General features: G+C 72.7%; 20 protein-coding genes. 9 read left to right on the top strand and 11 right to left on the bottom strand.

Annotated features, from left to right (window positions below; translation table 11 throughout):
- Positions 1-7 precede the first annotated feature (7 nt).
- The gene (locus ACFPFQ_RS29915; protein WP_379624773.1) at positions 8-1,081 is read left to right on the top strand and encodes a helix-turn-helix transcriptional regulator; all 1,074 of its coding nucleotides are present in this window, start codon (positions 8-10) and stop codon (positions 1,079-1,081) included.
- Here ACFPFQ_RS29915 and ACFPFQ_RS29910 read toward each other — a convergent pair.
- Both ACFPFQ_RS29910 and ACFPFQ_RS29905 read right to left on the bottom strand, forming a co-directional pair.
- Positions 1,047-1,886, bottom strand: a complete 840-nt coding sequence (locus tag ACFPFQ_RS29910) for an LLM class F420-dependent oxidoreductase (RefSeq protein WP_379624771.1) — start codon at positions 1,884-1,886, stop codon at positions 1,047-1,049. The two genes, ACFPFQ_RS29915 and ACFPFQ_RS29910, sit on opposite strands and share 35 nt — an antisense overlap.
- A 121-nt stretch (positions 1,887-2,007) precedes the next feature.
- Positions 2,008-2,130 carry a hypothetical protein gene (locus tag ACFPFQ_RS29905; protein ID WP_379624770.1) on the bottom strand — a complete coding sequence of 41 codons (123 nt, stop codon included), beginning with the start codon at positions 2,128-2,130 and terminating at the stop codon, positions 2,008-2,010.
- Positions 2,131-2,573: 443 nt separating this feature from the next.
- Between ACFPFQ_RS29905 and ACFPFQ_RS29900 the strand changes: the two genes are divergently transcribed.
- The gene (locus ACFPFQ_RS29900; RefSeq protein WP_379624768.1) at positions 2,574-4,106 is read left to right on the top strand and encodes a hypothetical protein; all 1,533 of its coding nucleotides are present in this window, start codon (positions 2,574-2,576) and stop codon (positions 4,104-4,106) included.
- A 54-nt stretch (positions 4,107-4,160) separates the two neighbouring features.
- On the opposite strand, the gene ACFPFQ_RS29895 is transcribed toward ACFPFQ_RS29900, so the two are convergent.
- Positions 4,161-6,548 (bottom strand): phosphotransferase, encoded by a 2,388-nt coding sequence (locus ACFPFQ_RS29895; RefSeq protein ID WP_379624766.1) that lies wholly within the window; start codon positions 6,546-6,548, stop codon positions 4,161-4,163.
- 99 nt (positions 6,549-6,647) lie between these two features.
- On the bottom strand, positions 6,648-8,009 hold the full coding sequence (locus ACFPFQ_RS29890) for a lipopolysaccharide biosynthesis protein (RefSeq protein ID WP_379624764.1): 1,362 nt from the start codon (positions 8,007-8,009) through the stop codon (positions 6,648-6,650).
- A 290-nt stretch (positions 8,010-8,299) separates the two neighbouring features.
- Here ACFPFQ_RS29890 and ACFPFQ_RS29885 point away from each other — a divergent pair, with 290 nt between their 5' ends.
- The gene (locus ACFPFQ_RS29885) at positions 8,300-9,541 is read left to right on the top strand and encodes a glycosyltransferase family 2 protein (protein WP_379624762.1); all 1,242 of its coding nucleotides are present in this window, start codon (positions 8,300-8,302) and stop codon (positions 9,539-9,541) included.
- 10 nt (positions 9,542-9,551) lie between these two features.
- Here the strand turns inward: ACFPFQ_RS29885 and ACFPFQ_RS29880 are convergent, their stop codons facing one another.
- From ACFPFQ_RS29880 to ACFPFQ_RS29855, 6 genes are all read right to left on the bottom strand, one after another.
- Positions 9,552-10,379, bottom strand: a complete 828-nt coding sequence (locus ACFPFQ_RS29880; RefSeq protein ID WP_379624760.1) for a glycoside hydrolase family 16 protein — start codon at positions 10,377-10,379, stop codon at positions 9,552-9,554.
- A gap of 86 nt (positions 10,380-10,465) precedes the next feature.
- Positions 10,466-12,172, bottom strand: coding sequence for a choline dehydrogenase (locus tag ACFPFQ_RS29875; protein ID WP_379624758.1), 1,707 nt, complete (start codon positions 12,170-12,172; stop codon positions 10,466-10,468).
- Positions 12,173-12,298: 126 nt separating this feature from the next.
- Positions 12,299-12,640, bottom strand: coding sequence for a hypothetical protein (locus tag ACFPFQ_RS29870; protein ID WP_379624756.1), 342 nt, complete (start codon positions 12,638-12,640; stop codon positions 12,299-12,301).
- 1 nt (position 12,641) lies between these two features.
- On the bottom strand, positions 12,642-14,606 hold the full coding sequence (locus ACFPFQ_RS29865; protein ID WP_379624754.1) for a hypothetical protein: 1,965 nt from the start codon (positions 14,604-14,606) through the stop codon (positions 12,642-12,644).
- Entirely contained in the window at positions 14,603-14,980 is a 378-nt protein-coding gene (locus ACFPFQ_RS29860) for a hypothetical protein (RefSeq protein WP_379624753.1), read from the bottom strand. Before ACFPFQ_RS29860 ends, ACFPFQ_RS29865 begins: the two co-directional genes overlap by 4 nt.
- Before the next feature lie 108 nt (positions 14,981-15,088).
- Positions 15,089-16,081, bottom strand: coding sequence for a glycosyltransferase family 2 protein (locus ACFPFQ_RS29855; RefSeq protein ID WP_379624752.1), 993 nt, complete (start codon positions 16,079-16,081; stop codon positions 15,089-15,091).
- Positions 16,082-16,488: 407 nt separating this feature from the next.
- On the opposite strand from ACFPFQ_RS29855, the gene ACFPFQ_RS29850 reads away from it, so the two are divergent.
- The 3 genes from ACFPFQ_RS29850 to ACFPFQ_RS29840 all read left to right on the top strand — a co-directional run bounded on the left by ACFPFQ_RS29850 (position 16,489) and on the right by ACFPFQ_RS29840 (position 20,610).
- Positions 16,489-17,349 (top strand): glycosyltransferase, encoded by an 861-nt coding sequence (locus tag ACFPFQ_RS29850; protein ID WP_379624750.1) that lies wholly within the window; start codon positions 16,489-16,491, stop codon positions 17,347-17,349.
- 136 nt (positions 17,350-17,485) lie between these two features.
- On the top strand, positions 17,486-19,024 hold the full coding sequence (locus tag ACFPFQ_RS29845; RefSeq protein WP_379624748.1) for an FAD-dependent oxidoreductase: 1,539 nt from the start codon (positions 17,486-17,488) through the stop codon (positions 19,022-19,024).
- Complete coding sequence (locus ACFPFQ_RS29840) at positions 19,021-20,610, top strand: bifunctional 3'-5' exonuclease/DNA polymerase (protein WP_379624746.1); 1,590 nt, start codon at positions 19,021-19,023, stop codon at positions 20,608-20,610. The genes ACFPFQ_RS29845 and ACFPFQ_RS29840 overlap by 4 nt, the downstream gene beginning before the upstream one ends.
- Positions 20,611-20,617: 7 nt before the next feature.
- Here ACFPFQ_RS29840 and ACFPFQ_RS29835 read toward each other — a convergent pair whose 3' ends face one another.
- A complete protein-coding gene (locus ACFPFQ_RS29835; protein ID WP_379624744.1) occupies positions 20,618-21,358 on the bottom strand; it encodes a GntR family transcriptional regulator in 741 nt (246 codons plus the stop codon).
- A 143-nt stretch (positions 21,359-21,501) separates the two neighbouring features.
- Between ACFPFQ_RS29835 and ACFPFQ_RS29830 the strand changes: the two genes are divergently transcribed.
- From ACFPFQ_RS29830 to ACFPFQ_RS29820, 3 genes are all read left to right on the top strand, one after another.
- Positions 21,502-22,626 (top strand): TIGR03364 family FAD-dependent oxidoreductase, encoded by a 1,125-nt coding sequence (locus tag ACFPFQ_RS29830; protein WP_379624742.1) that lies wholly within the window; start codon positions 21,502-21,504, stop codon positions 22,624-22,626.
- 24 nt (positions 22,627-22,650) lie between these two features.
- The gene (locus ACFPFQ_RS29825) at positions 22,651-23,355 is read left to right on the top strand and encodes a phosphonatase-like hydrolase (RefSeq protein WP_379624740.1); all 705 of its coding nucleotides are present in this window, start codon (positions 22,651-22,653) and stop codon (positions 23,353-23,355) included.
- A 197-nt stretch (positions 23,356-23,552) separates the two neighbouring features.
- Positions 23,553-24,008, top strand: coding sequence for a pyridoxamine 5'-phosphate oxidase family protein (locus ACFPFQ_RS29820; protein ID WP_379624738.1), 456 nt, complete (start codon positions 23,553-23,555; stop codon positions 24,006-24,008).
- Positions 24,009-24,010: the final 2 nt, after the last annotated feature.

Raw genomic sequence — 24,010 nt, 5'->3', positions numbered from 1 at the left:
TCGCGGCATGCGTTCGAGCCGTCTGCTGTCCGTCCTGCTCCTCCTGCAGACGCGGCGCCGGCTCACCGCGCGCGAGCTCGCCACCGAGCTCGACGTGTCCCTGCGCACGATCTACCGCGACGTCGAGTCGCTCGCCGCCGCCGGCGTGCCCGTCTACGCCGAGCACGGCCGGGGCGGGGGCTACCGGCTCGTCGACGGGTACCGCACGAGCCTCACCGGGCTCACCGACCACGAGACCTCGGCGCTGTTCATGGTGGGGATGCCGGGCCCGGCCGCCGCGCTGGGCCTACAGCGGGAGGCGGCCGCCGCCGAGCTGAAGCTGCTCGCCGCGCTGCCGAGCACGCAGCGCGAACGCGCCGGGCGCCTCCGGGATCGGTTCCACCTCGACGTCCCGGCCTGGTACCGCGACGCCGAGCCCGCTCCACAGCTCGCGGCGCTGGCCGAGGCCGTGCTGCACGATCGCCGCGTCCAGGTCCGCTACCGCCGCTGGGCCGAACCCCGGGAGGTCGAGCGCACGCTCGAACCGCACGGGCTCGTGCTCAAGAACGGGGCCTGGTACGTCGTCGCCGCATCCGGTGGGCGGCTGCGCACCTACCGCGTGTCGCAGATCCTGCGGCTCACCCCCACCGACGAGCAGTTCGCGCGACACCCCGGGTTCGACCTCGGCCGGCACTGGGCCGATCACCTCGCGGAGTTCGACGCGCGCCGCATCACCGGCACGGCCGTCGTTCGCGTCTCCGCCGCGCTGCGCGCGCGGCTGCCCGATCTGCCGTCGAGCGCGCTGCACCAGGCCGTGACGGCAGCGGCCGGCACCGACGCCGCACCCGAAACCGACGCAGCACTCCACACCGACGCAGCGGGCCGCCTCACCGTCGCGTTGCCGATCGAGTCGATCGGCAACGCCGCGGCGCAGCTGCTGCCGTTCGCCGCCGAGGTCGAGGTGCTGGAGCCGCCGCAGCTGCGTGCGCAGCTCGCCGCCATCGCGCGGTCGCTGCTGCGCCTCTACGGCTCCGATAACGGCTCCGATAACGGCTCCGACCGAGAGGTCAACCCAGACCCAACGCCCCGGCCAGCTGGGTGAGCGCGGGCACCGGGTCGGCGTCGCCGTCGGTCAGCACCTGCACGCAGACGTGGTCGGCGCCGGCGTCGAGGTGGGCGCTCACCTGCGCGGCCACCGCCGCGGCGTCGCCGTGGGCGACGAGAGCGTCGATGAGGGCGTCGCTGCCGCCGTCGTCGAGGTCGGCCTCCGTCCAGCCCAGCCGCAGCAGGTTGCTGCGGTAGTTGCGCAGGTGCAGGTAGGGCCGGTCGACGGCGGGTCGTCCGATCGCGCGCGCCCGCTGCGGGTCGTCGTCGAGCACCACCTTGTGCTCGGGCGCGAGCAGCGCGTCCGGGCCCATCAGCTGCCGGGCCTCGCGGGTGTGCTGCGGGGTGGTCAGGTACGGGTGCGCCCCGGCGGTGCGCTCGCCGGCGACGGCCAGCACCTTCGGGCCCAGCGCGGCCAGCGCGCGCCCGGCCACCGGCACGCCTGCGGCGTCGAGCCGGTCGAGGTAGTCGATGATCGTGTCGAACGGGCTGCGGTAGCCGGCGGTGGCCTCCGGGTGCCCGATCCCGACGCCCAGCAGGAAGCGCCCGGGATGAGCGGCCTCGATCCGGTGGTAGGACGCGGCCACCTCCTCCGCCGGTGTCTTCCACATGTTCACGATCCCGGTGGCCACCGGGATCGTCTGGGTGCCCGCGAGCAGCGCCTCGATCCGCTCCAGGCCACCGTCGGGGGATCCGCCGACCCAGATCGCTCCGTAGCCGAGTGTCTCGATCTGTCGGGCCAGCTCCGGATCGAGCAGGCTGTCGCGGCGCCAGACGCCGTAGCGCCCCAGTTCGATGCTCATGGTCCTGGCAACCGGCGGCTCAGCGACGGCATTCCGCCGTCGGCAACAGCCGGCCCGGCGCCGAGGCCGATCACCCGCGACTCGGATACCCCTTCACTCCGACTCGCGCGGTGACCCGCCGTCAGGCGCCGGGCGCGACCGTCTCGGCGGCCAGTGCAGTGGCCACCGCGTCGCCCATCCCGGCCATGCCCGGCGTCTGCAGCGGCACCGGTGCAGCAGGTGAGGTCGGGATGAGGCGCGCCATGCCTGCTCAACGAGGCACGCGCCACCGTCGTCACTCGGCGGTACGGGTGAACTCGCGAACTCGAACGGCCGCCCCCCGAATGCCCGATGACTACCCTTTCGTCCTATTCTGCACGCGCGACGATGGGACCTCTCGGCGCATCCGTGCCGCTTTCGGAAATGCCGCCCGGCGCAATTGTTCACCATCTGGAAACGTTCGCGTTCCGGACCGACCGCCCACATTCCGAAACCTGCCGCCTGGCTCGCGGATCTAGCTCTTGACCTGGGCATTCCGTAGCCTCATGGCTCCCCAGCGACGGCCCTTCCCACGGAGAGTTGCACTATCATTACGCCCCGGCACGATCACGTTCTTTCCCGGCTCCCCACCGGCATCGCGTTTCTCCTGGTAGACGAAGGAGTGACGTGGCATCGCACCTAGCGGCGAGGCCGTTCCCGCAATCGAACATGACGGAACTCACCATTCCGACCCAGCGGGAGGTGCGACCGAGGGTCCCGTCGCACCGCGCGAAACCGCGCCCGTCCCTGCGGGCGGAGCTCGCCGCCGCCCTCACCGGGCTCGCCGTGCTGGCCTGGCTCGTGGTGCAGTACCCGTTCTGGGGCGATCACGCGGTGTTCGCGCTGATGGGCCGTCAGATCCTGCAGGGCGAGGTGCTCTACACCCAGCTCTGGGACATCAAGCAGCCCGGGATCTTCCTCTGGTACGGGCTGGTCGACCTGCTCGGGTTCGGCGAGATCGGCTCGCGCGTGTTCGACGTGCTGGCCGCGCTGGCACTGGGCGCACTGGTCCGGCGGCTGCTGTGGCGGCGCGTGGCGACGCCGTGGGTGCGCCGCTGGGTTCCCGCGCTCGTCCCCGCCGCGCTGTTCCTCGGCGCGGGCCCCGGTGACTTCGGCCAGCTCGAGATCCTGTGCCTGGTGCCTGCCGTCGGCGCGTTCGTGCTGGTGGCGGCCGTCCCGGGGAGCCTGCCGACGCTCGGCAGGCTGGCCGGGGCCGGCGTCTGCCTGGGTGTGGTCGGCGTCTTCAAGCTCCCGCTCGCCGCCGTCCCGGCCGCGGCGATCGTGCTGTACCTGCTCCTCGCCCTCCCCCGGGCCCGGCTGGCGAGCATCGTCGTGGTCACCGCCTTCGCCGTCCTGCCCGTCTCGGCGACGCTCGCCTGGCTGGGAGCCCACGGAGCACTCGACGCGGCACTGCACACCTGGATCGTCGATGCCGCCGACATGGGTGCGGCTCCCGGTTCGCGCTCGCTGTCGCGGCTGGCCGAAGGCGCGCTGCGCTACGTCGAGTACCTGTCCCCGGCCATCGTCCTGGGTCTGTGGCAGGCCGGCACGGCGCTGCGCCGTCGCGATCCGCTCGATCTCGCGATGGCCGCCTGGATCGTGGTCAACGTCGGGGTGATCGCGCTCCAGTTCGGCTGGTGGTACCAGTGGTACTCCCTCAGCGCGCCGCTGCTGATCCTCGCCATCCGCAGGCTCGACGCGCTGGCACCACGCCTGGCGCCGGGCGCACCCCGGCGCGCGCTCGCGGTGACGCTGGTGGCCGCCGTCTGCGTGCCGATGCTCGCCCACGGCGGCAAGCTGCTGGCCGAGATGGCCGTGGACGGGGGCGGGTTCACCGCTGCCAGCCGTGCCCGCATCGCGCAGCGCGATGCCGACCAGGGCACGATGCGTGCCGAGATCGCCGCGGTCGGGATCACCGCGCAGGACCGCCTCTACGTGCTGGGTAACCCGCTGTACAACTACCTCAGCGACCATCCGCTCGTGGTGCGCACCGACGGCTGGGGCTTCGACCTCATGTCCGCCCGCCAGTGGCAGGACCTGGCAGGCGAGGTGCAGGCCGCGCGTCCCACGCTGGTGCTCGTGCAGCCCGACGCGGTGCCCTGGATCCAGGATCGCGGCGCCGGCATCAGCACCGTCCTCGCCGGCGACTACACGGTGATCCGCACGAGCGCCGAAGGCACCTGGTACCGGCTGCGGGCCTAGCTGACGCACACCGTCAGTGGCTCACGCACATCGTTGACGGTGTGCGCCAACCACTCACGGTGTGCGAGAGCCGGCCCGCAGGCGTTCGAGCATCACCGGTACCTCGCGGATGACGCTGACGAGGTTGCGGCGGACCCAGACGGGGTTGGCGGCGAACGTCGGCGACTTGCGCAGGTTGTGGGCGACGTGGGCGAGCCACCCCAGCAGCGTGAGCAGGCCGACGTCGAGCACCTCGCCGCCGAGCATCCGCTGGGCCCTGGCCAGCAGCTCGTGCTCGGTGGGACGGGCGTCGGCGAGCCGGTCGAGCACGAGGGTGCCCAGCTCCGTGCCGCGGGTGAGGTTCTCCGAGCGCAGCAGGAAGCAGACGACGTCGAGAACGGGTAGCCCGTCCTCCTCCGCCTGGCACCAGTCGACGATGGCGACGACCCGGCCCCAGTCGTCGACCAGCAGGTTCTCCGGCGCGTAGTCACCGTGCGTGCGACCGGTGGACAGGACGCGGCCGGCGAGCTGCTCCACCAGCGCGGACTCCAGCTCCGCCGCGGCGGCGCGCTGGCTGCGCGGCAGCGCGGCGATGACCTCGGCCATCGGCTCGCGCACCCAGCGACGCAGCTGCTCGTCGCCCACCCGCACGGGCCTGGACGTGCACCGGTGCAGCTCGCTGATCGTGGCCACGGCGCTGGAGCTGAACGTGCGCCGCCGCGCGGGGTCATTGAGCGCCTTGATGCCGTCGCCGCCGGGCATCATCGACTCGAGCACGTAGTAGGAGCCGCCGATGTCGCCGTCGCCGAGGATCGACGGCACGAGCCGCCGCCACGCGCCGAGCCGTTCGTCGAGTGCGATGGTGCGCAGGACGATGCTCTGCAGGCGCAGCTGCTCGCGACCCTTGATGCTGTCGCTGGCCTTGAGCAGGGCCCCGGGGCCCGTCGGCGGGCCGAACGCGACGACGACCGAGTCGGAGCGGCCCATCAGGCGCTGCCCGATCACCCAGTCCGCACCGGACTGGCCCGCGGCGAAGGGACGCACGCGACGCAGCAACGCCGCCGTGCGCAGCGCCTCGATCCGGGTGCCGACCAGCGGCGGCAGCCACGGCGCGGTGGCCACCAGGATGCTGCCCGCCACCAGCACCTGTGCCCCGAGCCAGGACAGGCCGACCGCGACGATTCCCAGCCGCGGCATCAGCACCCATGACCCGAAGATCACGATCAGGGCCACGGAGGTGGGTACGGCGAACAGGACGCCCATCCGCTGGCGCACCCGCGCGGAGTTGACCGTGGCCGCGGTGATGACGTTGGGGACGGCCGAGAGCGCGGCCAGCACCAGGGTGGCGGTGCCGTTCTCGGCGTAGTGCGCACCGAAGACCGACAGGATGACGGGCGCGCCGAGCGCGATGACGGCGACCGCCGGCACCACCAACGACAGCGCCCGGCGGATCATCGCGCGCCGCGCGGCGTCGAGGCTGCCCGGATCCGACGCGCTGTGGGCCACCATCGACTGGCCCATGCCTGAGGACACTGTGTAGATCGCCTGCGCGATGGTCCAGGTGATGCCGTACACCGCGGCGTCGGACGCCCCGAGCCGCGCGAGCACGATCACCGGCATGCCGAACAGGGCTGCCTGCCAGAACACCGCACCGGCGTAGTCGGCCCGCACGAACCGCGCGATGGCGCCGATGGAGATCGGGACGGCCCGGTCGGCCGCCGCCGCGCCGTGGCGCGGTACCGCACGCAGCAGCCAGGCGTTCATGCCGATCACGATCACGGCGGTGGCGATGACCCACGAGATCGCGATCCCGCCCGGCACCACCACGAACGACGCGACGATCAGCAGGCCGATCTTGAGCAGCGCGAACAGGAAGTTCTCCAGCGGCACGACCCCGGCCCGGCGGATCCCGGTGAGCACGAAGTCCTGCATCACGAAGATCGACCACAGCGGGGTGGCGATGACGAAGAAGATCACCAGCGGGCCCTGCCCGAAGGTGGCCACCAGCTCCGGGGCCCACCATGGGGCGCCGAGTGCGAATCCGGCCCCGACGATCGTGGCCGAGCCCGCTCCCGCGAGGTACCCGCCCAGCACCAGCCGGCGCGCCTGCCGCCCGGCCACCGGGACGAACCGCAGCAGGGCGTAGGTCATGTTGAGGTGCGCGATGCCCCCGAGCAGCATCATCGTGGAGATCGCGACCGAGCTGACGCCGAGGACCTCAGGGGCGAAGAACCGGGCCGCTACCACCCAGTACAGCAGGCCGACCACGGACGTCAGCCCGGAGCTCAGCACCAGCGCCAGCCCGTCGCGGTGCGACGGTGCGAGCCGTGCGAGCAGCGCACGCGGACCCCGCGGCAGCGGCTCCGCGGACGGAGCGGCGCCTGTCGGGGCGGGCCTCGCAGGCGCGGGGGCCAACGTGGGCGGGCTGAGCGTCCCGACGTGCTGCCGCCCAACCGCTGTCATTGCGCGACCCTACCAACCCGCCGTCACCCATCTGCTGCAGAGAGGCCCGACGGTCCGCCTGCCAGGCCACCATGGTGCCCCAATGGGACGAAGCGGATTTCACGACTGGCGTAGGCCGACCGCCCTGCGGAGCAGCGGGGTGATCACCACTCCGGCGGCGCACAGCGCCTGGACCACGGCGTAGCCGATGGCCACGGGCAGCAGCGACGCCACCGCGTACCCGCCGGAGGCGTCGGGGTCGTCGATCGGGACGAACAGCACCACCGCGATCACGAGCAGCGTGCTGACCAGTTGCAGCCGCGCGAAGCCCATCCCGTCGTGCAGTGCCTGGCGCTTGCCCAGCTCGTGCGCGATCAGCAGCCGCGGGATCATCCCGATCAGCAGCACCCGCAGCACGGTGGCCGCCTCGGCGTAGCCGGGTCCGAAGATCCCGAGGCCCCAGTCGGCCAGCACGATCCCGACCACGACCATCGGCAGGAAGATCACCAGGAGCCGGCGCCGGGACGCGGCGATGTACTCCTTGCGCCGTTCGGGGTCCCTCGCGATCTGCGACGACAGCGACTGCATGAAGCGCTGCGCGGTGATGTCGATGACCATCACGCCCTGCCAGGCGATGAAGAACGCCGCTCCCGGTACCGGGCCGAACCGCTGCACCACGATCACCGTGACCTGGTTGAGCAGCAGCACGGTGCCCCAGTGCGCCACGGTGGTGGGGCCCAGGAAGGTGACGGCCTCCTTCCGCGTCGGCATCCAGCCCGTGTCCGCCTTGCGGGCGAACCGGCTGGTGAACGCGCCGACGAGCACGGCACTGCCCAGCGTCCACACGGCGATCGGGATGACCCACGACAACACGATGCCCTGCGCGCCGAGCGACGCGCCCAGTGCGAGCAGCAGCACGATCCGCACGACGGCGAACACGACGTTGCGCCAGGCCGCCCACCAGCCCTTGCCGATGGCCACCAGCGAGAAGTCGTGCATGCCCCACAGGCCCCAGCCGATGCCGGCGATCACGAAGAGGCCGACGCCGAGCGCGATCGGACCGTTCCCGGCGCCGGTACGCGCGAGCGTGGGCTCCAGCGCGACGTAGGCCAGCCCGACAGCGGCACACGCCGGCACGATCACGGCGTGGCTGCGCCAGAACAGCGTGGGCGCGCGGCGCCCCGACCGGGGCATCCACAGCATCATCGCCGAGTCGAGGTTCAGCTGCGCGGTACCGGCCACCAGCAGGAACGCCGAGACGAACGCCGAGCCGTAGCCGACCGCCTCCTGCGGCATCATCCGCGCCGCGATCAGCCAGCTCGCGAACCCGGCGAGCGAACCGACCGCGCCGCTGATCGACAGCGCGAGGCCCTCGGAGAGCGCGCTCTTGCCCGCGGGCGCAGTGGCCGGCGGGGCCCCCGCGTTCCCGGCGGCCGGTACGCCTGCTGTGACACTCTTCGTGCTGTCTGTGTTCTGCAGCACGGAAGGAGCGGATTGCGCCCCGCTGTCCGTTCCGGGATCGTCCGGGCTCATCGGGCGACCCCCGCGCAACCGGACGGCAGCGCCCCTACCAGGCACGATGCCACCCCGTGGTGGGCAAACTCGGTCGTCACCTCGGCAGCTTACAGACGGAAACTGAGGGCATCCCGGTGGTCCGATCGGTCTACGGGACGCGGCTGCCGGGACTGTCCGAACGGCCGATATTGTTCCTTTTCCGAGCGTTCACCGACGCCCGGAGCGACATCGGCCGGCAGATGAAGACGGAGGACAGGATGGCGTTGCCCCCGCCCGGACCGACGTGGGTCGGCGAGTTCGAGCGGCGCGAGGCGGTCGCCGACATCGTCGTCGACCGCCGCTACGTCGCGGCCCGGCTGCTGGTCACCGCCGGTGGCATGCCGGTCGGGCTGGCCACGGTCGACCTGGTCGACGGGCACGCCGACGCCGCCGCCGTGCGGGCCGCCGTCGAAGCGGAGATCGGGCCGGACGTCGCCGACACCACACCGGTGTCCGCGCACGAGCCGCTCACCGTGGTGATCGCCACCCGGGACCGCGCGGAGAGCCTGCGCCGCGGCATCCACGCGGTGCTGGCCGGGGATCACCCGGCCGTCACCGTCCTCGTCGTCGACAACGACCCGCCCGACGACAGCACCGAGCAGGTCGTCGCCGAGTTCGCCGCCTTCGACGTCGTGTACGTGCGGGAGGCCCGCCGCGGTCTGTCGGTGGGCCGCAACCGGGGCCTGCAGGAGACCCGCACCCGGCTCGTCGCCTTCACCGACGACGACACCGAGGTCGACGCGCGGTGGGCGAGCCGGATCGCCGGCACCTTCGCCGCCCACCCGGAGCTGGCCTGCATCAGCGGCCCGGTGATCGGGGCGCGGCTGGAGACCGACGAGGAGCTCGCCGCCGAGCACGGGTTCGTCTGGAACAAGGGCTTCGTCGCCCGGAAGTACTCGCTGGCCGACCCGCCGGCGGAGTCGGCGATCTTCCCCTTCTCCCCGGGGCTGTTCGGGATCGGCGCCAACTTCGCGGCCCGCACCGACATCGCCAAGGCCGTCGGCGGGTTCGACGAGGCGCTCGGCGCCGGAGCGCCCACCCGGGGCGGCGAGGACTGCGAGTTCATGGTGCGCCTCGTGCTGGCCGGCCACGTGGTGGCCTACGAACCCAGCATCTACGTCTGGCACCACCACCGCTCGTCACCGGAGGCGCTGCGCACCCAGGTGCGGGGCTACGCGATGGGCCTCGGCGCGTTCCTCACCAAGATCGCGCTCGATCCGCGCGCCGGGGCCATGGCACTGCGCCGGCTGCCCGCTGCCGCGGCCCAGCTGCGCCGCATCGACGAGCGGGAGGCCGCCGCGGGTGAGGGCATGTCGGCCGAGAACGGCGGCCAGCGGCTGCGCTGGATGCTCGACGGCGGCTCCGCCTACGTCCGGGCCAGCCGGGCGGCGCGCCGCGCCGGCGGCCGGGTGCCACCGCTGACGCGGGCCAGGCCCCGCCAACCGGTCCGCAACCCCTGATACCCGCCCGTCAGAGGGGGTACTCCTTCACCCAGTCCACCTGCATCGTGGTGGGGGTGGCGGAGCCGTCCTCGGGGAACCAGTCCAGCTGGATCGCCAGGTGCATCTTGCCCGGCGGCAGCTGGCGGGTGCTGTCGCTGCGGAACCACTCGGTGCCGTCGAGGTAGGCCACGATGTGGTCGGGTGTCCACTCGACGGCCCAGTTGTGCCACTGGGTGGCGTCCACGTTGACCTCGGCCGTCACCTGGTTGTTGCTACGGCCCCAGTGCAGGTAGGCCTTGGTGGACTGGCGGGCGGGATCCACCATCTCCATGAAGTCGACCTCGCCGCCGACCGGCCAGTTCTCGGCATCGGGCCACAGCAGCAGCACCGCGTGGTAGCTCGGATCGGCGGCGGGAGCGCGGACCCGCCCCTCCCAGCGCCCGTACTTCTGGCCCGGCCCCCAGGCCATGCCGCCGGTGCGTCCCGCCGCATCACCGGTGATCGTGAGGATGCCGCCGGCCGTGGTGATCGCCGCCGGGGAGCGCCTGCCGTTGCCGTTGTGCCCGTCGCCGTCGTAGACCTCCCAGGCCGACGAGAGCGGGCCGTCGAACTCGTCGACCCGCTTGGGCGCCGGCCAGCCGAGCAGCGTGGCGGCGCTCGTCTCGGCGCCCGCGCTGAGCTTGGGCGGCGCGGTCGTGGGCGGCGGGGCCGTGGTCGTCGGCGGCGGGGTCGGCGCCGCAGTCACGGCGGGCGGCTCGTCGGACTCCCCCGTCACGACGACGACCGTGGTGGCCACCGCGAGCACGATGACAGCGGCGATCGCCGCGACGACACGACCGGACCAGCGCCGAGGCATGGCTCTCCTGTGGGGTCAGGATCTCGAGGTCGGCGGGCTGCGCGTGCGCGCAGCCCGCCGGGCCCCGACGGGGTCCGTGCGCTTGCTCAGGCCTCCACGGCGGGCAGCTCGACGCGTTCCAGTGGAACGGCGGGAGGTGCGATCCGCCCGAGGGGACGTGTCGAGCCGGTGTACTGCGGGGCGAGCGGAGTGTTGCCGAGGATGATGTCGGCGGCCTTCTCCGCCACCATCAACGTGGGTGCGTAGGTCTGGGTGTTGGTGACCGACGGGAACACCGACGCGTCGACCACCCGCAGGCCCTGCAGCCCGTGCACCCGCATGGTGGAGGGATCCACCACGTCGAGCTCACGATGGCCCATGCGGCAGCTGGCTGTGGGGTGCAGGCCGGTCTGGCCGGCGCGGGCCACCCAGTCCACGATCTCCTCGTCGGTCTGCACCGCGGGACCCGGAACGACCTCGCCCGCGTCGAGGTCGCGGAAGGCGGGCTGGGCGAGTAGCTCGCGCGCCAGCCGGATCGCCTTGACCCAGTCGGCGCGGTCGCGCTCGTTGTCCAGGTAGTTGATGACGATCTTCGGGTAGACCGTGGGATCGGCCGAGGCGAGCTTGACGCTGCCCCGCGCCCGTGCGGCCATGGTGCCCACGTGGACCTGGTATCCGTGGCCCTGCACCTGGTGCTCGGGGTCGAACGCCATCGCGACGGCGGCGAAGCCGACCATCACGTCGGGGAAGTCGACGTCGTCGTTGCTGCGGATGAAGCCGGCGGCCTCGAAGATGTTGCTGGTGGCGGGGCCGCGACCCAGCAGCCACTGCACACCCATCGACGGCCACGTCAGCTTGCTCTTCATCCCGATCAGCGAGATCGGCTTGGTGCACGCGTGCTGCACCTGGACGGCGAGGTGGTCCTCGAGGTTCTCGCCGACGCCGGGCAGGTGGTGGACCGTGGGGATGCCGAGCGCCGACAGGTCGTCGGAGTTGCCGACGCCCGAGAGCTGCAGCACCTGCGGGGAGTTGAACGCCCCGCCGGACAGGATGATCTCCTTGCCCCGCACCTGGTGCTCGACGCCGTCGGACCCGCGGTAGGAGAGCCCGACCGCGCGCGTGCCGGAGAAGATGACCTTGGTGACGAGCGCCCGGCAGCGCACCTCGAGGTTGCGCCGGTTCTCGACGGGATGCAGGTAGGCGCCCGCGGCGGACTGCCGCTTGCCGTGGCGGATGATCCGGTCGAAGGCCGCGAAGCCCTCCTGCTGCTCACCGTTGAGGTCGAGCGAGAGGTCGTAGCCCGCCTGCTGCGCGGCGAGGAAGAACGCGCCGAACAGCGGGTTGTCGAGCGCCGCGCGCTCCAGGGTCTGCGGGCCGCCGCCACCGCGGTACTCGCTGTCGCCGAAGGCGAGCGAGTTCTCCAGGCGCTTGAAGTACGGCAGGCAGTGGGCATAATCCCATTCCTGCTGTCCTGTCGCTTTTGCCCAGTTATCGAAGTTGGCGCGATGACCGCGCACAAAGGTCATGGCATTGATGGAGCTCGAACCGCCGAGCAGCTTGCCGCGCGGATGAGCCATCCGTCGCGCGTGCATGTGCGGCTCGGGTTCGGAGACGAACTTCCAGTTGTGGTGCTTGCTCTCGATGGCCAATCCCATCGCCGCCGGCATGTGCGTGAACACGTCCCACCAGTAGTCGGGCCGTCCCGCCTCCAGCACGAGGACGCGATTGGCCCGGTCGGCACTCAGACGGTTGGCCAGTACACAACCGGCTGCTCCGCCGCCGACGATGATGAAGTCGTAGACCGGGCCCGACATCGGGTGAAAGCCTCCTTCGCGCATGCACCCTCAGATGCACGTTCGCAGCGATCAGGAACCAGAAGAGTCAAAGCGTGACGCTATCGCGTGACACGCCGAGACAGATCTGTGGGGGGTTGGAGTGGATCAGCCCCCCGCAGCGGGGGGATTAACAGCCGCGGGATCGGGTGCAGCAGGAACGGCGGGAGCATTCGGATCGGGCACCTGGCCCTGGTCGATCTGGGCCTGTTTGCTCGGGTCGGTGCCGGTGACGACCGACTGCACCAGCAGCCCACCGCCCTGCACCCCGAGCAGCGCGACGAGCCCGGCGAGCACAGCGACCGACGCGTAGGTGAGCACGCGCACCTTCACCGGCGTGCGCCCGACGCGCAGGCTGCCCGTCTCGACCACCCAGGCGCGGGCACCCAGGACGATCAGCAGCAGCAGGACCGCTACCCACACCCAGACGTCCAGTGACGGATCAGGCATGTCAGCGACCTCCCACGGGCGGCGCGGCGGGCGGCGCCGCCGGTGGCGCGGCCGGAGGCGCAGGCGTCCGCTTCAGCACGGCGTTGTAGCCGTCCTGGTAGGTGACCTGGTAGTTGCCGGTGGCCACCAGGTCCTTGATCGCGGTCAGCGACCAGCCCGGCGGCTTGCCCTGCAGGTAGATGCCCCACTTCTCGACCGAGGTGTAGGTGACGACGACGTCGGGGTTGGCCTCGAGGGTGCAGCGCACCGGATCGCTGGCCAGCGACGGGCAGGTGTCGTTGCCGCCGCCGGTGGCGAACTTGCCGACGCCCTCGATGCCGTTGGGACCGACGCTGGTCAGCGGGAGGATCTTCTGGCCTGCCGGCGTGGTGGCGTACACGTCGCGCAGCATGGCGATCTGCTGCGGCGTGACCACCTGGTAGGAGTCGTTGCCGCCGCGGATGAGGATCAGCACCGCGAACAGGCCGAGCATGCCGACGGCGAGCACGGGTCGCATCCTCGGCAGCTTCCGGACGAGCCCGCGCAGCGCGTCGGCGCCCAGGATGGACAGGATCGGCAGGCCGAACAGCACGATCCGCAGGAAGCCCTCGCCGCCGTAGCCCTGCACCGCGATGGCCATGGGCACGATGGCCAGGCCGATCGGGACGAGGTCGCGACGGCGCCGCCAGTACACCCACGCCCCGATGAAGCCGAGCACGTAGGTGAGCCCGGCCATCACGATCTGCAGGTACTTCACGTACAGCTGACCGGCGTCGCCCTGCAACCGGTCGGCAACACCCGACTGGACCCCGCTGCCGCCGATCAGGATGCTCAGCTGGCTGATCCAGAAGTCGCGACCGGCGATGAGGATGAACACCACCACGCCGACGATGCCCACGAGCACCAGCCCGCGGCCGCGGAACCGGCCGACCACGGCCAGCAGCGCCAGCTGCCCGATGATCGCGAACGGGGTGAGCTGGTGGGCCGGGATCACCGCGAGCAGGCACAGCGACGCGCAGAAGTAGATGAGCAGCAGCTGCCGCGGTGGCAAGGTGGGCCGGTTGGGCGGCGTCATCGCCGACACCATCCAGCGGCGCAGCAGCGGGAGCCGGCCCGCGCCGGGGCGCGGTGGCGGCCAGCCCGGCACGCCGGCGGCGTCGGTTCGGCGGGTGGCCAGCGGGCCGAGCGCGAACGTCAGGACCGTCAGCAGCAAGACGATGCCGATGGCCTGCGGGGAGAAGTAGTCCTGCTGGATCCAGTTCAGGCCCATGAACAGCCAGGCCGCGACCCACGGCGCGCGCGTGCCGCCGAGCATCGAGCGGGCCAGCGCGTAGATGCCGATGGCCCAGAAGGCGACGACGACCGGCGGGAACCAGCGCAGCACGCTGTCGAGCTGGGTGGCGCCCGCCGCGTCGCGGAAGAAGGCCCACTGCGCGAAGAACGCCGGCCAGTAGAAGCGGGCGTCGATGAAGTTGGTGATGACGCCGTGCTGCACCGAGTAGACGTCGACGAACCCGGCGATCGTGTACGAGGTGCCGAAGCGCGCCGCCGGCTCGATGATCGACGGCAGCCCGGTGGTGCACAGGATCAGGACGCCGGTGGCGGTGGCGAGCATCGGGATCCGGGCCCGGGGGTTCGACAGCTCCGCGACGCAGGAAGCCACGGCGCACAGCACCGAGGCCCAAGCCGCCGGGCCGAGGATCTTGGCGAGGCCCCAGCCGTCGAGGATGTCGAGGTTGGTGGTGGCCGCGGCCACCGGGAGCAGCGCCACGGCCAGCACGGCGAGCGCCGGTGAGAGGAACCGGTACAGCGACGCCCGACCGCTCGACACCGGCGGCGCCGGGGGCGGCGGCGTCGTCGCACGCGGGGTCGGCGCGACCCGGATCGCCGGCATCACCGTGGTGGCGGCGTCGGGCCCGACGGTCTGCAGAGCGGTGGTGGCCGGGTCTGCTGGGGCCCTGGCGGTGAGCGGGTCCTTCGTCGTCACTGGGCTACCACCGCGTGGCGCAGCAGGAACGGGACGCTCAGCACGGTGACCAGGTAGAGCGCGCCCTGGGGCTGCCAGAAGGTGGCGCTGACCATGATCTGCCCGATCAGCAGGGTGACGGCCACGCCGACACCGAAGGTCAGCAACCACACGTGGGCGGCGGGGGCGCGGCGCAGGAAGCCGGCGGCGGCCCATCCCGGGCCGAGGATCAGGAAGGTGATCGTAACGTAGAGCCGCGTGTCGCCGAGTAATCCACCGGTGACACCGAGTGCGCACAGCGCACAGGCGGCGATGCCTGCCAGCACCAGGAGCAGCGCGATCAGCCGACGCGCCACCCGCGCACGCGTCAACTCCGCGGTGGTGGGCACACTCACCGACATACTCCGTTCGTCACCGGACGGTCATCCGCTGGATCTCCCGGCGAACCCGTTGGCGCCGAATTCTAGTGGGACTTCGTGTGAAGCTGACCGAAGCACACTCGATCAGGACGCCTCCTCCTCGAAGGCCAGCAGCACGCGCGGGTTCTCGTGGCGGGAACCGGACGCCGATCCGTTCTGGTTCGACCCCGCGCCGTTCATCGGGCCCGCACCGTTCATCGTGCCGTGGAAGGTGCCGTTCACGCGGGGCGCCTGCCGGCCGTTGTCGCCGTCCTCGGGCATCGGCGGCACCATCGGGATGCCACCGGCGGGGGTCAGCGCGCGGGACTCGACCTCGACCTGCACCCGCTCCGCACGGAACTGGGTGGCCCGGCGCCGTTCGGCGGCCAGGGTGCGCAGCACGCGGGCGCCGTCGGCGAAGGTGCGCAGGTTGGACTGGCCGAAGATCCGCTCGCGCTCCATGGAGGGCACCTCGGTGATCTTCAGGCCGGCCGCGGCGACGCGGCAGTTGAGCACGGTCTCGATCTCGAAACCGTCGCCCCAGAGCATGCCGTCGGCGGGGGCGGGCAGGTCGATCGCCGGCAGGTCCAGCACCGAGCGCAGATCGGCCCAGAAGGCGTTGTACCCGTAGCAGAGGTCGGTGTAGGACGTGCCGAACAGCGCGTTGGCCACCCCGTTGAGCCCCGCGTTGCCCGACTTGCGCAGCAGCGTGATGTCGTCGCTGCCACCGCCCCGGATGAAACGGCTGCCCTTGGCGAAGTCGGCGCCCGCGACCAGCGCGGACACGAACGCCGGGATCTCGGCCGGATCGGCGGACCCGTCGGCGTCGAACATCACGATGATGTCGCCGGTGGCCGCGGCGAAACCGCAGGCCATGGCGTTGCCCTTGCCCTTGCGGGTCTGCGTGATGACCTTGGCCCAGGGGAGCACGCGCTGCGCGGTCTCGATGGTGCCGTCGACCGAGTTGCCGTCGACGATCACCACCTCGTGCACAGCAGGTCGGACTGCGGCGATCGCGGGCAGCACAACCTCCAGGTTGCGCGCCTCGTTCCGGGTCGGCACGACCACCGAGACCCTCGGGCTGTCGTTACGCTGCATCGCCGTTCTCCCCCCACCGACCATGCGGTGTTCGCGTGCTTGTGCCCATCGCTGACCGTTGTTCCCGCTCAGGACGCTCATCACGGGGTTTATCTCTGGGTACTGCTATTGCGTTACCTGTCTTTATCTTTGTGACATCCGCCTCGATCGGCGCAACTGTCACTAGTCCAATCGGCCTAAATGTCTGCCTCCTCAAGGGCTCATCCTACGACCGGACGGCCGTGCCGGTCCGACGCGGGCCCTCCTCCACCACCGGTGCCGGCCTCCGCCGCTGCTCGGACAGCCGATAGCCTGGCCGCGACAGTGCTGTGACTGCGCACCGACCCGTCGTCTCGGCGAGGCCGCCCGGGTGGTCCCAGCTCCCCCACCGCGCGAGCCCATCGGCGCGATCTCGAGGAGGGTCCGGAGTGCTGCTGCCGATCCCCGGCGTATCGGTCTGCGTTCCGGTGCACAACGGTGAGCGATTCCTCGCCGAGGCGATCCGGAGCGTTCTGGACCAGACCTACCGCGACTTCGAGCTCGTGATCCTCGACAACGCCAGCCGCGACGGCACGTCCGACATCGTGCGCTCGTTCCAGGGCGACCCACGCATGCGCGTGGAACACTACGCGCAGCTGCTGCCCGAGATGGAGGCCCGCAACCGGGCCGTCCAGCTGTCGCGGGCGCCGCTGGTCAAGGTCGTGCTCGCCGACGACATGCTGCACCCGCGGTGCCTCGAGCTCGAGGCCGGTGCGATGGAGACCGATCCCGGCCTCGCGCTCGCCGCCGGTCGCCAGCACCTGCTCGACGACCAGACCCGCGTCGTCGTCCCGCGGCGCGGCCTGTCCGGCCTCATCGGCGTCCGTACCGGGGTCGAGGTGGCGCGGCGCATCGTGCGCCACGGCGGCAACCCCATCGAGAGCCCCGGCGGCGTGCTGTTCCGGCGGGAGGACTTCTTCAACGCGGGCGGCTGGCGCAGCGACCGCGGGTCCGTCGCCGACCTGGACCTGTGGATGCGGCTGCTGCAGTACGGCGAGTTCGTCGGGCTCGACGAGACGCTGGGCGGGTTCCGGCTGCAGAGCGGCACCGCGGCCACCATGGGCCGCAAGGCCACGGCCGCCGAGCAGCGCGAGTACGTGCGCGAGCTCACCGAGTACTCCACGTTCGCGGTCCGCGGGCTCGACACCCTGATCGGCAGGCTCGGTTCGCCGGTCGCCCGCCTGCGCAGCACGCTGCTGGGCTTCGCGTCCCGGCGGGCGCGGCGGCGCACCGACAGCGCCGCAGCCTGACCGCGCCAACCCCGTAGCCACCGCGCCGACGTCCCGACATCGGCGCCGTGGCCAACCGGTCGGCGCCGTCGCGTCGTGAGCGTCCGGTGGCTGATCTGCCCGGGGGCCTGTCGGTGCGGCGTCCTAGGGTCGACCCATGAAGGATCTGCGGGCCGCCCCGCTGCGGATGCGCCCCCAGGTCGTGGTGCCTGCCGATCCGGCGCTGCCCCGGTCGGCGCCCGCCGGCACCGAGGCCGTGGTCGTGGGTGGCGGCATCGCCGGGGTGAGCGCCGCGGTGGTGCTGGCCGAGCGGGGCGTCCACGTCACGCTCGTGGAGGCCGCACCCACGCTCGGCGGGCGGCTCGGGGCGTGGCCGCACACGCTGCCCGACGGCACGCGCCAGGTGGTCGAGCACGGATTCCACGCGTTCTTCCGCCACTACTACACCTGGCTGGCGCTGCTGCGGCGCATCGATCCCGCGCTCGCGTTCCTGCGCCCGGTCGGTGGCTACCCGGTGATCTCCCGGGAGTGGCCGCCCGAGGATCTCACCGGGCTCCCGGCCGCTCCGCCGCTCAACCTGGTGGCGCTGTTCGCCCGGTCCCCCAGCCTGGGACTGCGCGACCTGCTGGGGTCGCGCCAGTCGCTGGCCGCCCAGCTGCTGGCCTACGACCGGGCGCGCACCACCGCGGCCTTCGACGAGGTGGCCGCCGCGGACTTCCTCGCGGCGCTGGGCATGTCCGACCGGGCCCAGGCGATGCTGTTCGAGGCGTTCGCCCGCTCCTTCTTCGCCGAGCCGGGCGCGCTCTCGGCCGCCGAGCTGATCGCGATGTTCCACTACTACTTCCTGGGCAATCCCGAGGGCATCGGCTTCGACGCACCCGATACCGACTACCTCGGCTGCATCTGGGAGCCGTTCGCGGCCTACCTGCACGGGCTCGACGCGCAGGTCCGCACCGCCACCCCGGCACTGTCGATCGCGCCGGTCGGCGGGCACCGGTGGCAGGTGCAGACGCCGGACGGGCCGCTCACCACCCGCCACCTCGTACTGGCCACCGATCCGGGTGCGCTCCGCGCGCTGCTCGCCGCCTCCCCCGAGGTGGCGGCCGTGGCACCGCGGCTGGCCCGCAAGGCCGCCGCCGTGCAGGTGGCGCCGCCGTTCGCCGTGAGCAGGCTATGGCTCGACCGTGACGTCGCCGCGTCCCGGGCCACGTTCAGCGCGGTGAGCCGGGAGCCCACCCTCGATTCGATCACCGTGTACTCCCGGCTGGAACGACCCTCCGCGCAGTGGGCGGCGCGCACCGGCGGCGCCGTGATCGAGCTGCACTCCTACGCCTGCACCGCCCCGGACGTCGACACCGCCACGGCGCGGATGCGGGCCGAGCTCGCGGCGCTCTGGCCGGAGACCGCCGATGCCGGCGTCGTCCACCTGCAGCAGCGGCTCGAGGCCACCGCCCCCACGTTCCCGCCGGGCAGCGCGGGCACCCGGCTCGTCGTCGCGGGTGAGGGACGGGGGGTCCGCCTCGCCGGCGATCACGTCGACACGCCGTTCCTGTCCGGGCTGATGGAGCGGGCCGCCGTCACGGGTGTGCTCGCGGCCAACGACGTGCTCGCCGAGGTCGGTGCCGGGCCGGAGGAGATCCGCAGCGTCCCCCAGCGCGGGCTGCTGGCCGGGCTGCTGCCAGCCCCCCGTCGGTGAGGATCGCGCTCGACCCCGGCGCGCGGGAGGTCCCGGCGCGCATCCAGCGCGTCGCCGACGACGGCACGCCGCTCGCCGCACCGGAGGTGCTCGCCGACCTCGGTGCGATCGCGGTGATCGACGGTGCGGAGGCACCCCGCTGGGTGTTCGCCCGCTCGCGCAGCTACCGCCGGCTGCTGGAAGCGGGCGTGGACGTGGCCCGCGCCCACGACGTCGAGCTCGTGGAGGGCCTGCTCGTAGCGGCGGACGGCCATTTCGGTGAGCCGCACGGTCTGGCCGCCGCGGCGGCGCGGCTCGCGGGCCGCATCCCCGACCCCGATCCGCCCGCGACGGAGGAGGACGGCGCGCTCTCGCTCTTCGACGACGGCCCCGCCGACGAGCTCGCCGACATCGTCGCGGTGCACGCCGCCCAGCAGCGCACCCTCGGTGCGGGCGGCGCCGGGTTGCGGCTGCTCGCCGCCGCCGAGTCCGCAGGCGCGCTCGTCGCCGAGGAGATGACGGCGTTCGGCCTGCCGTGGCGGGCCGACATCCACGACCAGCTGCTCACCGCCGTGCTCGGGCCCCGTCCCGTGCTCGGCGGCAGGCCACCGAAGCTCGCGGCACTCGCCACCGAGGTGGCCGAGGCGTTCGGTCGGACGCTCAACCCCGACTCCCCCGCCGAGGTCCTGCGAGCGTTCGCCCGCGCCGGGCACGAGCTCACCAGCACCCGGTCGTGGGAGCTGCGCGGGCTCGACCACCCCGCCGTCGCGCCGCTGCTGGCCTACAAGGAGCTGGCCAGGCTGCACGCCGCACACGGGTGGAGCTGGTTGCGCACCTGGGTGCGGGAGGGCCGGTTCCACCCGGAGTACGTGGTCGGCGGCGTCGTCTCGGGCCGCTGGGCCAGCCGGGGCGGCGGGGCGCTGCAGATCCCCAAGGCCGTGCGGGCCGCCGTCCGCGCCGACCCGGGATGGCGGCTGGTCACCGCCGACGCCGCACAGCTGGAGCCGCGGGTGCTCGCCGCGCTCTCCGGTGATCACGCACTGGCCCCGGGCGACGGTGATCTCTACGGCGCGCTGGCCCAGCGCGAGTTCGGCGGCGATCGCGCCAAGGCGAAGCTCGGCCTGCTCTCGGCGATGTACGGGCAGACGTCCGGGGGTGCCGGGCAGCTGCTCGCCACGTTGCGGCAGCGCTTCCCCGCCGCCATGCAGTTCGTCGACGACGCGGCGCGGGCCGGCGAGCAGGGCCAACTCGTGCGCTCCCACCTCGGCCGCACCTCCCCGCCGGCCCGGCCCGGCCACGAGCTGCCCGCCGCGGCCAGGGCGCGGGGCCGGTTCACCCGCAACTTCGTGGTGCAGGCCACCGCTGCGGAGTGGGCGCTCGTGCTGCTCGCCGAGCTGCGCCAGTCGCTGCGCGCGGCCGGGAGCCCCGCCCAGCTGGTGTTCTTCCAGCACGACGAGGTGCTGCTGCACTGCCCCGCGGAGGTGGCCGACGACGTCGCGGTGGCCGTGCACGAGGCGGCGGCCGCGGCGGGGCGGCGACTGTTCGGCGCTTCCCCCGTCCGGTTCCCGATGGGCGTGCAGGTGGTGGCGGGCTACGACGAGCACTGACCGGCGCTCAGGTACCGGTGCGGGTCATCGCGGCGCGGGACCGGCGGGTGTTGGTGATCGTGACCGTGGCGATGTCGCTGCGGTAGCGGTCGTCGGACCATTCCAGCGGCGCGCCTGTCGCGTCCGTGGTGAGGCGGCGCTCCCGCAGCAGCGGCGCACCTTCGGGCACGCCCAGCAGTGCGGCGTCGACGGCGTCGGCCGCGATGGCGTCGAGGGTGTGTCGAGCGGTGTGCAGATCGACGCCCCGGCCGGTGAGGAACTCGTAGATCGATCCGGTGTCGAGATCGGCGTCGAGCAGCGCGCGTCCGACGGCGGCGACGAACGTGCTGCGCTCGACCATCGCGGGCTCCCCGTCGAGCAGCCGCAGTCGCAGCAGCTGCACCGCCGGGGTGTCGGCGTCCAGATGCAGCGCCGCGGCCACCGCAGGTTCCGGGCGGCGCAGCGCGATCTCCTGCGTGTGCTGCCCGGGTGCACGACCGATCGCCTGCGCCCACCGCGAGAACGACACGAAGGTCTCGAACGGCTGCGACTCGACGGCGTCGAGCACCACCGCCCGCCTGCCCTGCCCGCCACCGATCAGGCCCTCCTCGCGCAGCGCCGCGAGCGCCTGGCGCACCGGACCGCGCGAGGAGCCGAACTCCCGGCACAGCTGCGCCTCCGACGGCACCGGCTCACCGATGCCCAGCGCGCCGGAGCGGATGCGACGGCGCAGTTCGGCGGCGAGGGTGAGGTGCAGGGACGGTGCCACAGCGGCGACTATACAAGTGTGGTCCCGTATTCGACTTCTCGCCGCTCGCCGTTCATGTGTCCACGTAGACTGCTTGTAACTTGTCTCTACAAGTTGTGACAACCGGTTGACGTGCCCGCGCTGTCGGTGGCAGCGTTGCCGCCGTGACCACCTCGTCGGAGCGCCCCGACCTCGCTGTCGTCGGGGGCGGGATCGTCGGACTCGCCCACGCGGTCGAGGCGGTGGCGCGCGGCCTGTCGGTCACGCTGATCGAGCGCGACGACCGGGCCGTCGGGGCCTCGGTGCGCAACTTCGGGCACGGCTGCGTCACGGCGCAGGCGGGTGTCGCGCAGGCCTACGGCGAGCGGGCCCGCGGCACCTGGCTGCGACTGGGCCGCGCCGCCGGGTTCTGGGCTGCCGAGACCGGTGCCGTCGTGGTCGCCCGCGCCGAGGAGGAGCTCGCCTGCCTCACGGAGCTGGCTGAGCAGCGCGGCGGCGCCGACGTCGCGCTGCTCAGCGCCGCGCAGGTCACCGACCGGGTCCCGGTCGCCGCCGACGGGCTGCTCGGCGGTGCCTTCCTGCCCCGAGACATCAGGGTCGACCAGCGCCGGGCCGCAGGCGCCATCGCGGCATGGCTCGCCGCGCAACCCGGGGTGCGGATCCGGTGGTCGACGCCCGTCACCGGGATCGAGGAGGGCGTGGTCCACACCGCGCGCGGCGACGTCGAGGCCGCGCGGATCGTCGTGTGCGCCGGCCACGACCTGGACCGGTTGCTGCCCGCCGTCACCGACGACGCCGGCGTGCAGCGCTGCGAGCTGCAGATGCTGCAGGTCCGGGCCCCCGGCGGGGCTGTGGTCGACCCTGCCGTGCTCACCGGCACGTCGATGCTGCGCTACCCGGCGTTCGCCGCCACCGAGGGTGCCCGCCGGCTCCGCGCCCGGTTGTCCGCCGAGCGTCCCGAACTGCTCGAGAGCGTCGTCAACCACATGTTCACCCAGCTGCCCGATGGTGACCTGGTGATCGGCGACACCCACGCCTACGACCGCACCCCCGGCCCGTTCGACGTGGCGTCCGAACGGCTCGACGAGCTGCTGCTCGCCGAGACCGCCGCCCTGCTCGGCGTGCCGCACCTGGAGGTGGTGCGCCGCTGGCGCGGCACCTATGCCAGCGCGGCGGGCGAGTTCCTGCACGCGCGGGTCGCGCCGGGTGCGGTGGCCGTCACCGTCACGTCCGGCATCGGCATGACCACGGCGTTCGGGCTCGCCCCGGACGTGCTCGACTCGCTCTGACACCCACACTCCCGGAGGCTCCGCATGCCCACGCCCCACATCGCGCTCGTCGCGCTCGACATCGCCGGCACCACCGTCGAGGAGGGTGGCGCGGTGTACCGCGTGCTCGCCGAGGTCGTCACCGACCGGGGGGCGGCACCCACCGACGCCGACATCCGCCGCTGGATGGGTGCCGACAAGCGCGAGGCGATCGCCGCGCTGCTGGGCGGCACCCCCGATCCGACTCTGGTCGCCGAGGTGCACGCGGACTTCGTCGCGCGGCTCACCAAGGCCTACGCCGACGTGCCGCCGACGCCACTGGCCGGCGTCCCCGAGGCGATCGCGGTGCTGCGGGCCGCCGGCATCAAGGTCGCGCTCACCACCGGCTTCGGCCGGCAGATCACCGACCCCCTGCTGGCGTCGCTCGGCTGGGCCGTCGGCGAGCAACTCGACGCGGTGGTCTGCGCCGACGAGGTGGCCGCGGGCCGCCCGGCCCCGTTCATGATCCAGCGGGTGATGGAGCTGACCGGCGTCACCGATGCGTCGACGGTGCTGGCGGCGGGCGACACGGTGCTCGACGTCCGGGCGGGTCTCGCTGCGGGCGCGGGCGTGGTGGCCGGGGTGCTCACGGGTTCGCAGACCGAGGCCGAGCTGCAGACCGAGCACCCCACCCACATCCTGGCCGGCGTCCGCGACATCCCCGCCCTGCTGGGCCTCAGACCGGCCGATTTCGCCGATCCGGCACGGTGATTTCGCCGATCCGGCACGGTGTGTCGGCCGATCGAGCACGCGGCTCGAAGCCATGCCGTGTCAGAACGGCCCACACAGCGTGTCCGGACCGCGAAATCGGCGTGTTGAGAAGGCCAAATCGGCGTGTCGGGATGGCGAAATCGGCGCTGGGGCGGTGTGCGGGTCGCTGTTCAGTGCGACCGGATAGCGTCTCGGGCATGAAGGAGCAGCGGCGGGCGCGAGCCATCGCCATGACACCCGACGAGATCGACGCCTTCCTCGCCGAGCAGCGCACCTGCCGGGTCGCGACGGTCGGGGTGAACGGGCCGCACGCCACCCCGCTCTGGTACGTCTGGCACGAGGGCGCGCTCTGGCTCACGTCGCTGTCGCGCAGCCAGCGCTGGGCCGACCTCGCGACGGATCCCCGCATCGCCGTCGTCGTCGACACCGGCGACGCGTACACGGAGCTGCGCGGCGTCGAGCTGCGGGGTTCGGTCGAGGTCGTCGGCGAGGTGCCGCGCACCGGAGAGCCCGTCCCCGAGCTGGACGGTCCCGAGCAGGCCTTCGCCGATCGCTACTCCGGTGGCGCCGTCGGCTGGGACGGGCGGCACGCCTGGCTGCGCCTGATCCCGGAGAAGATCACCAGCTGGGACTTCCGCAAGATCGGCGGCTGAGC

It is taken from the genome of Pseudonocardia sp. GCM10023141, from assembly GCF_042653605.1.
The sequence above is the reverse complement of the archived record's forward strand: the minus strand, read 5'-3'. Positions and strand labels throughout refer to the sequence as shown.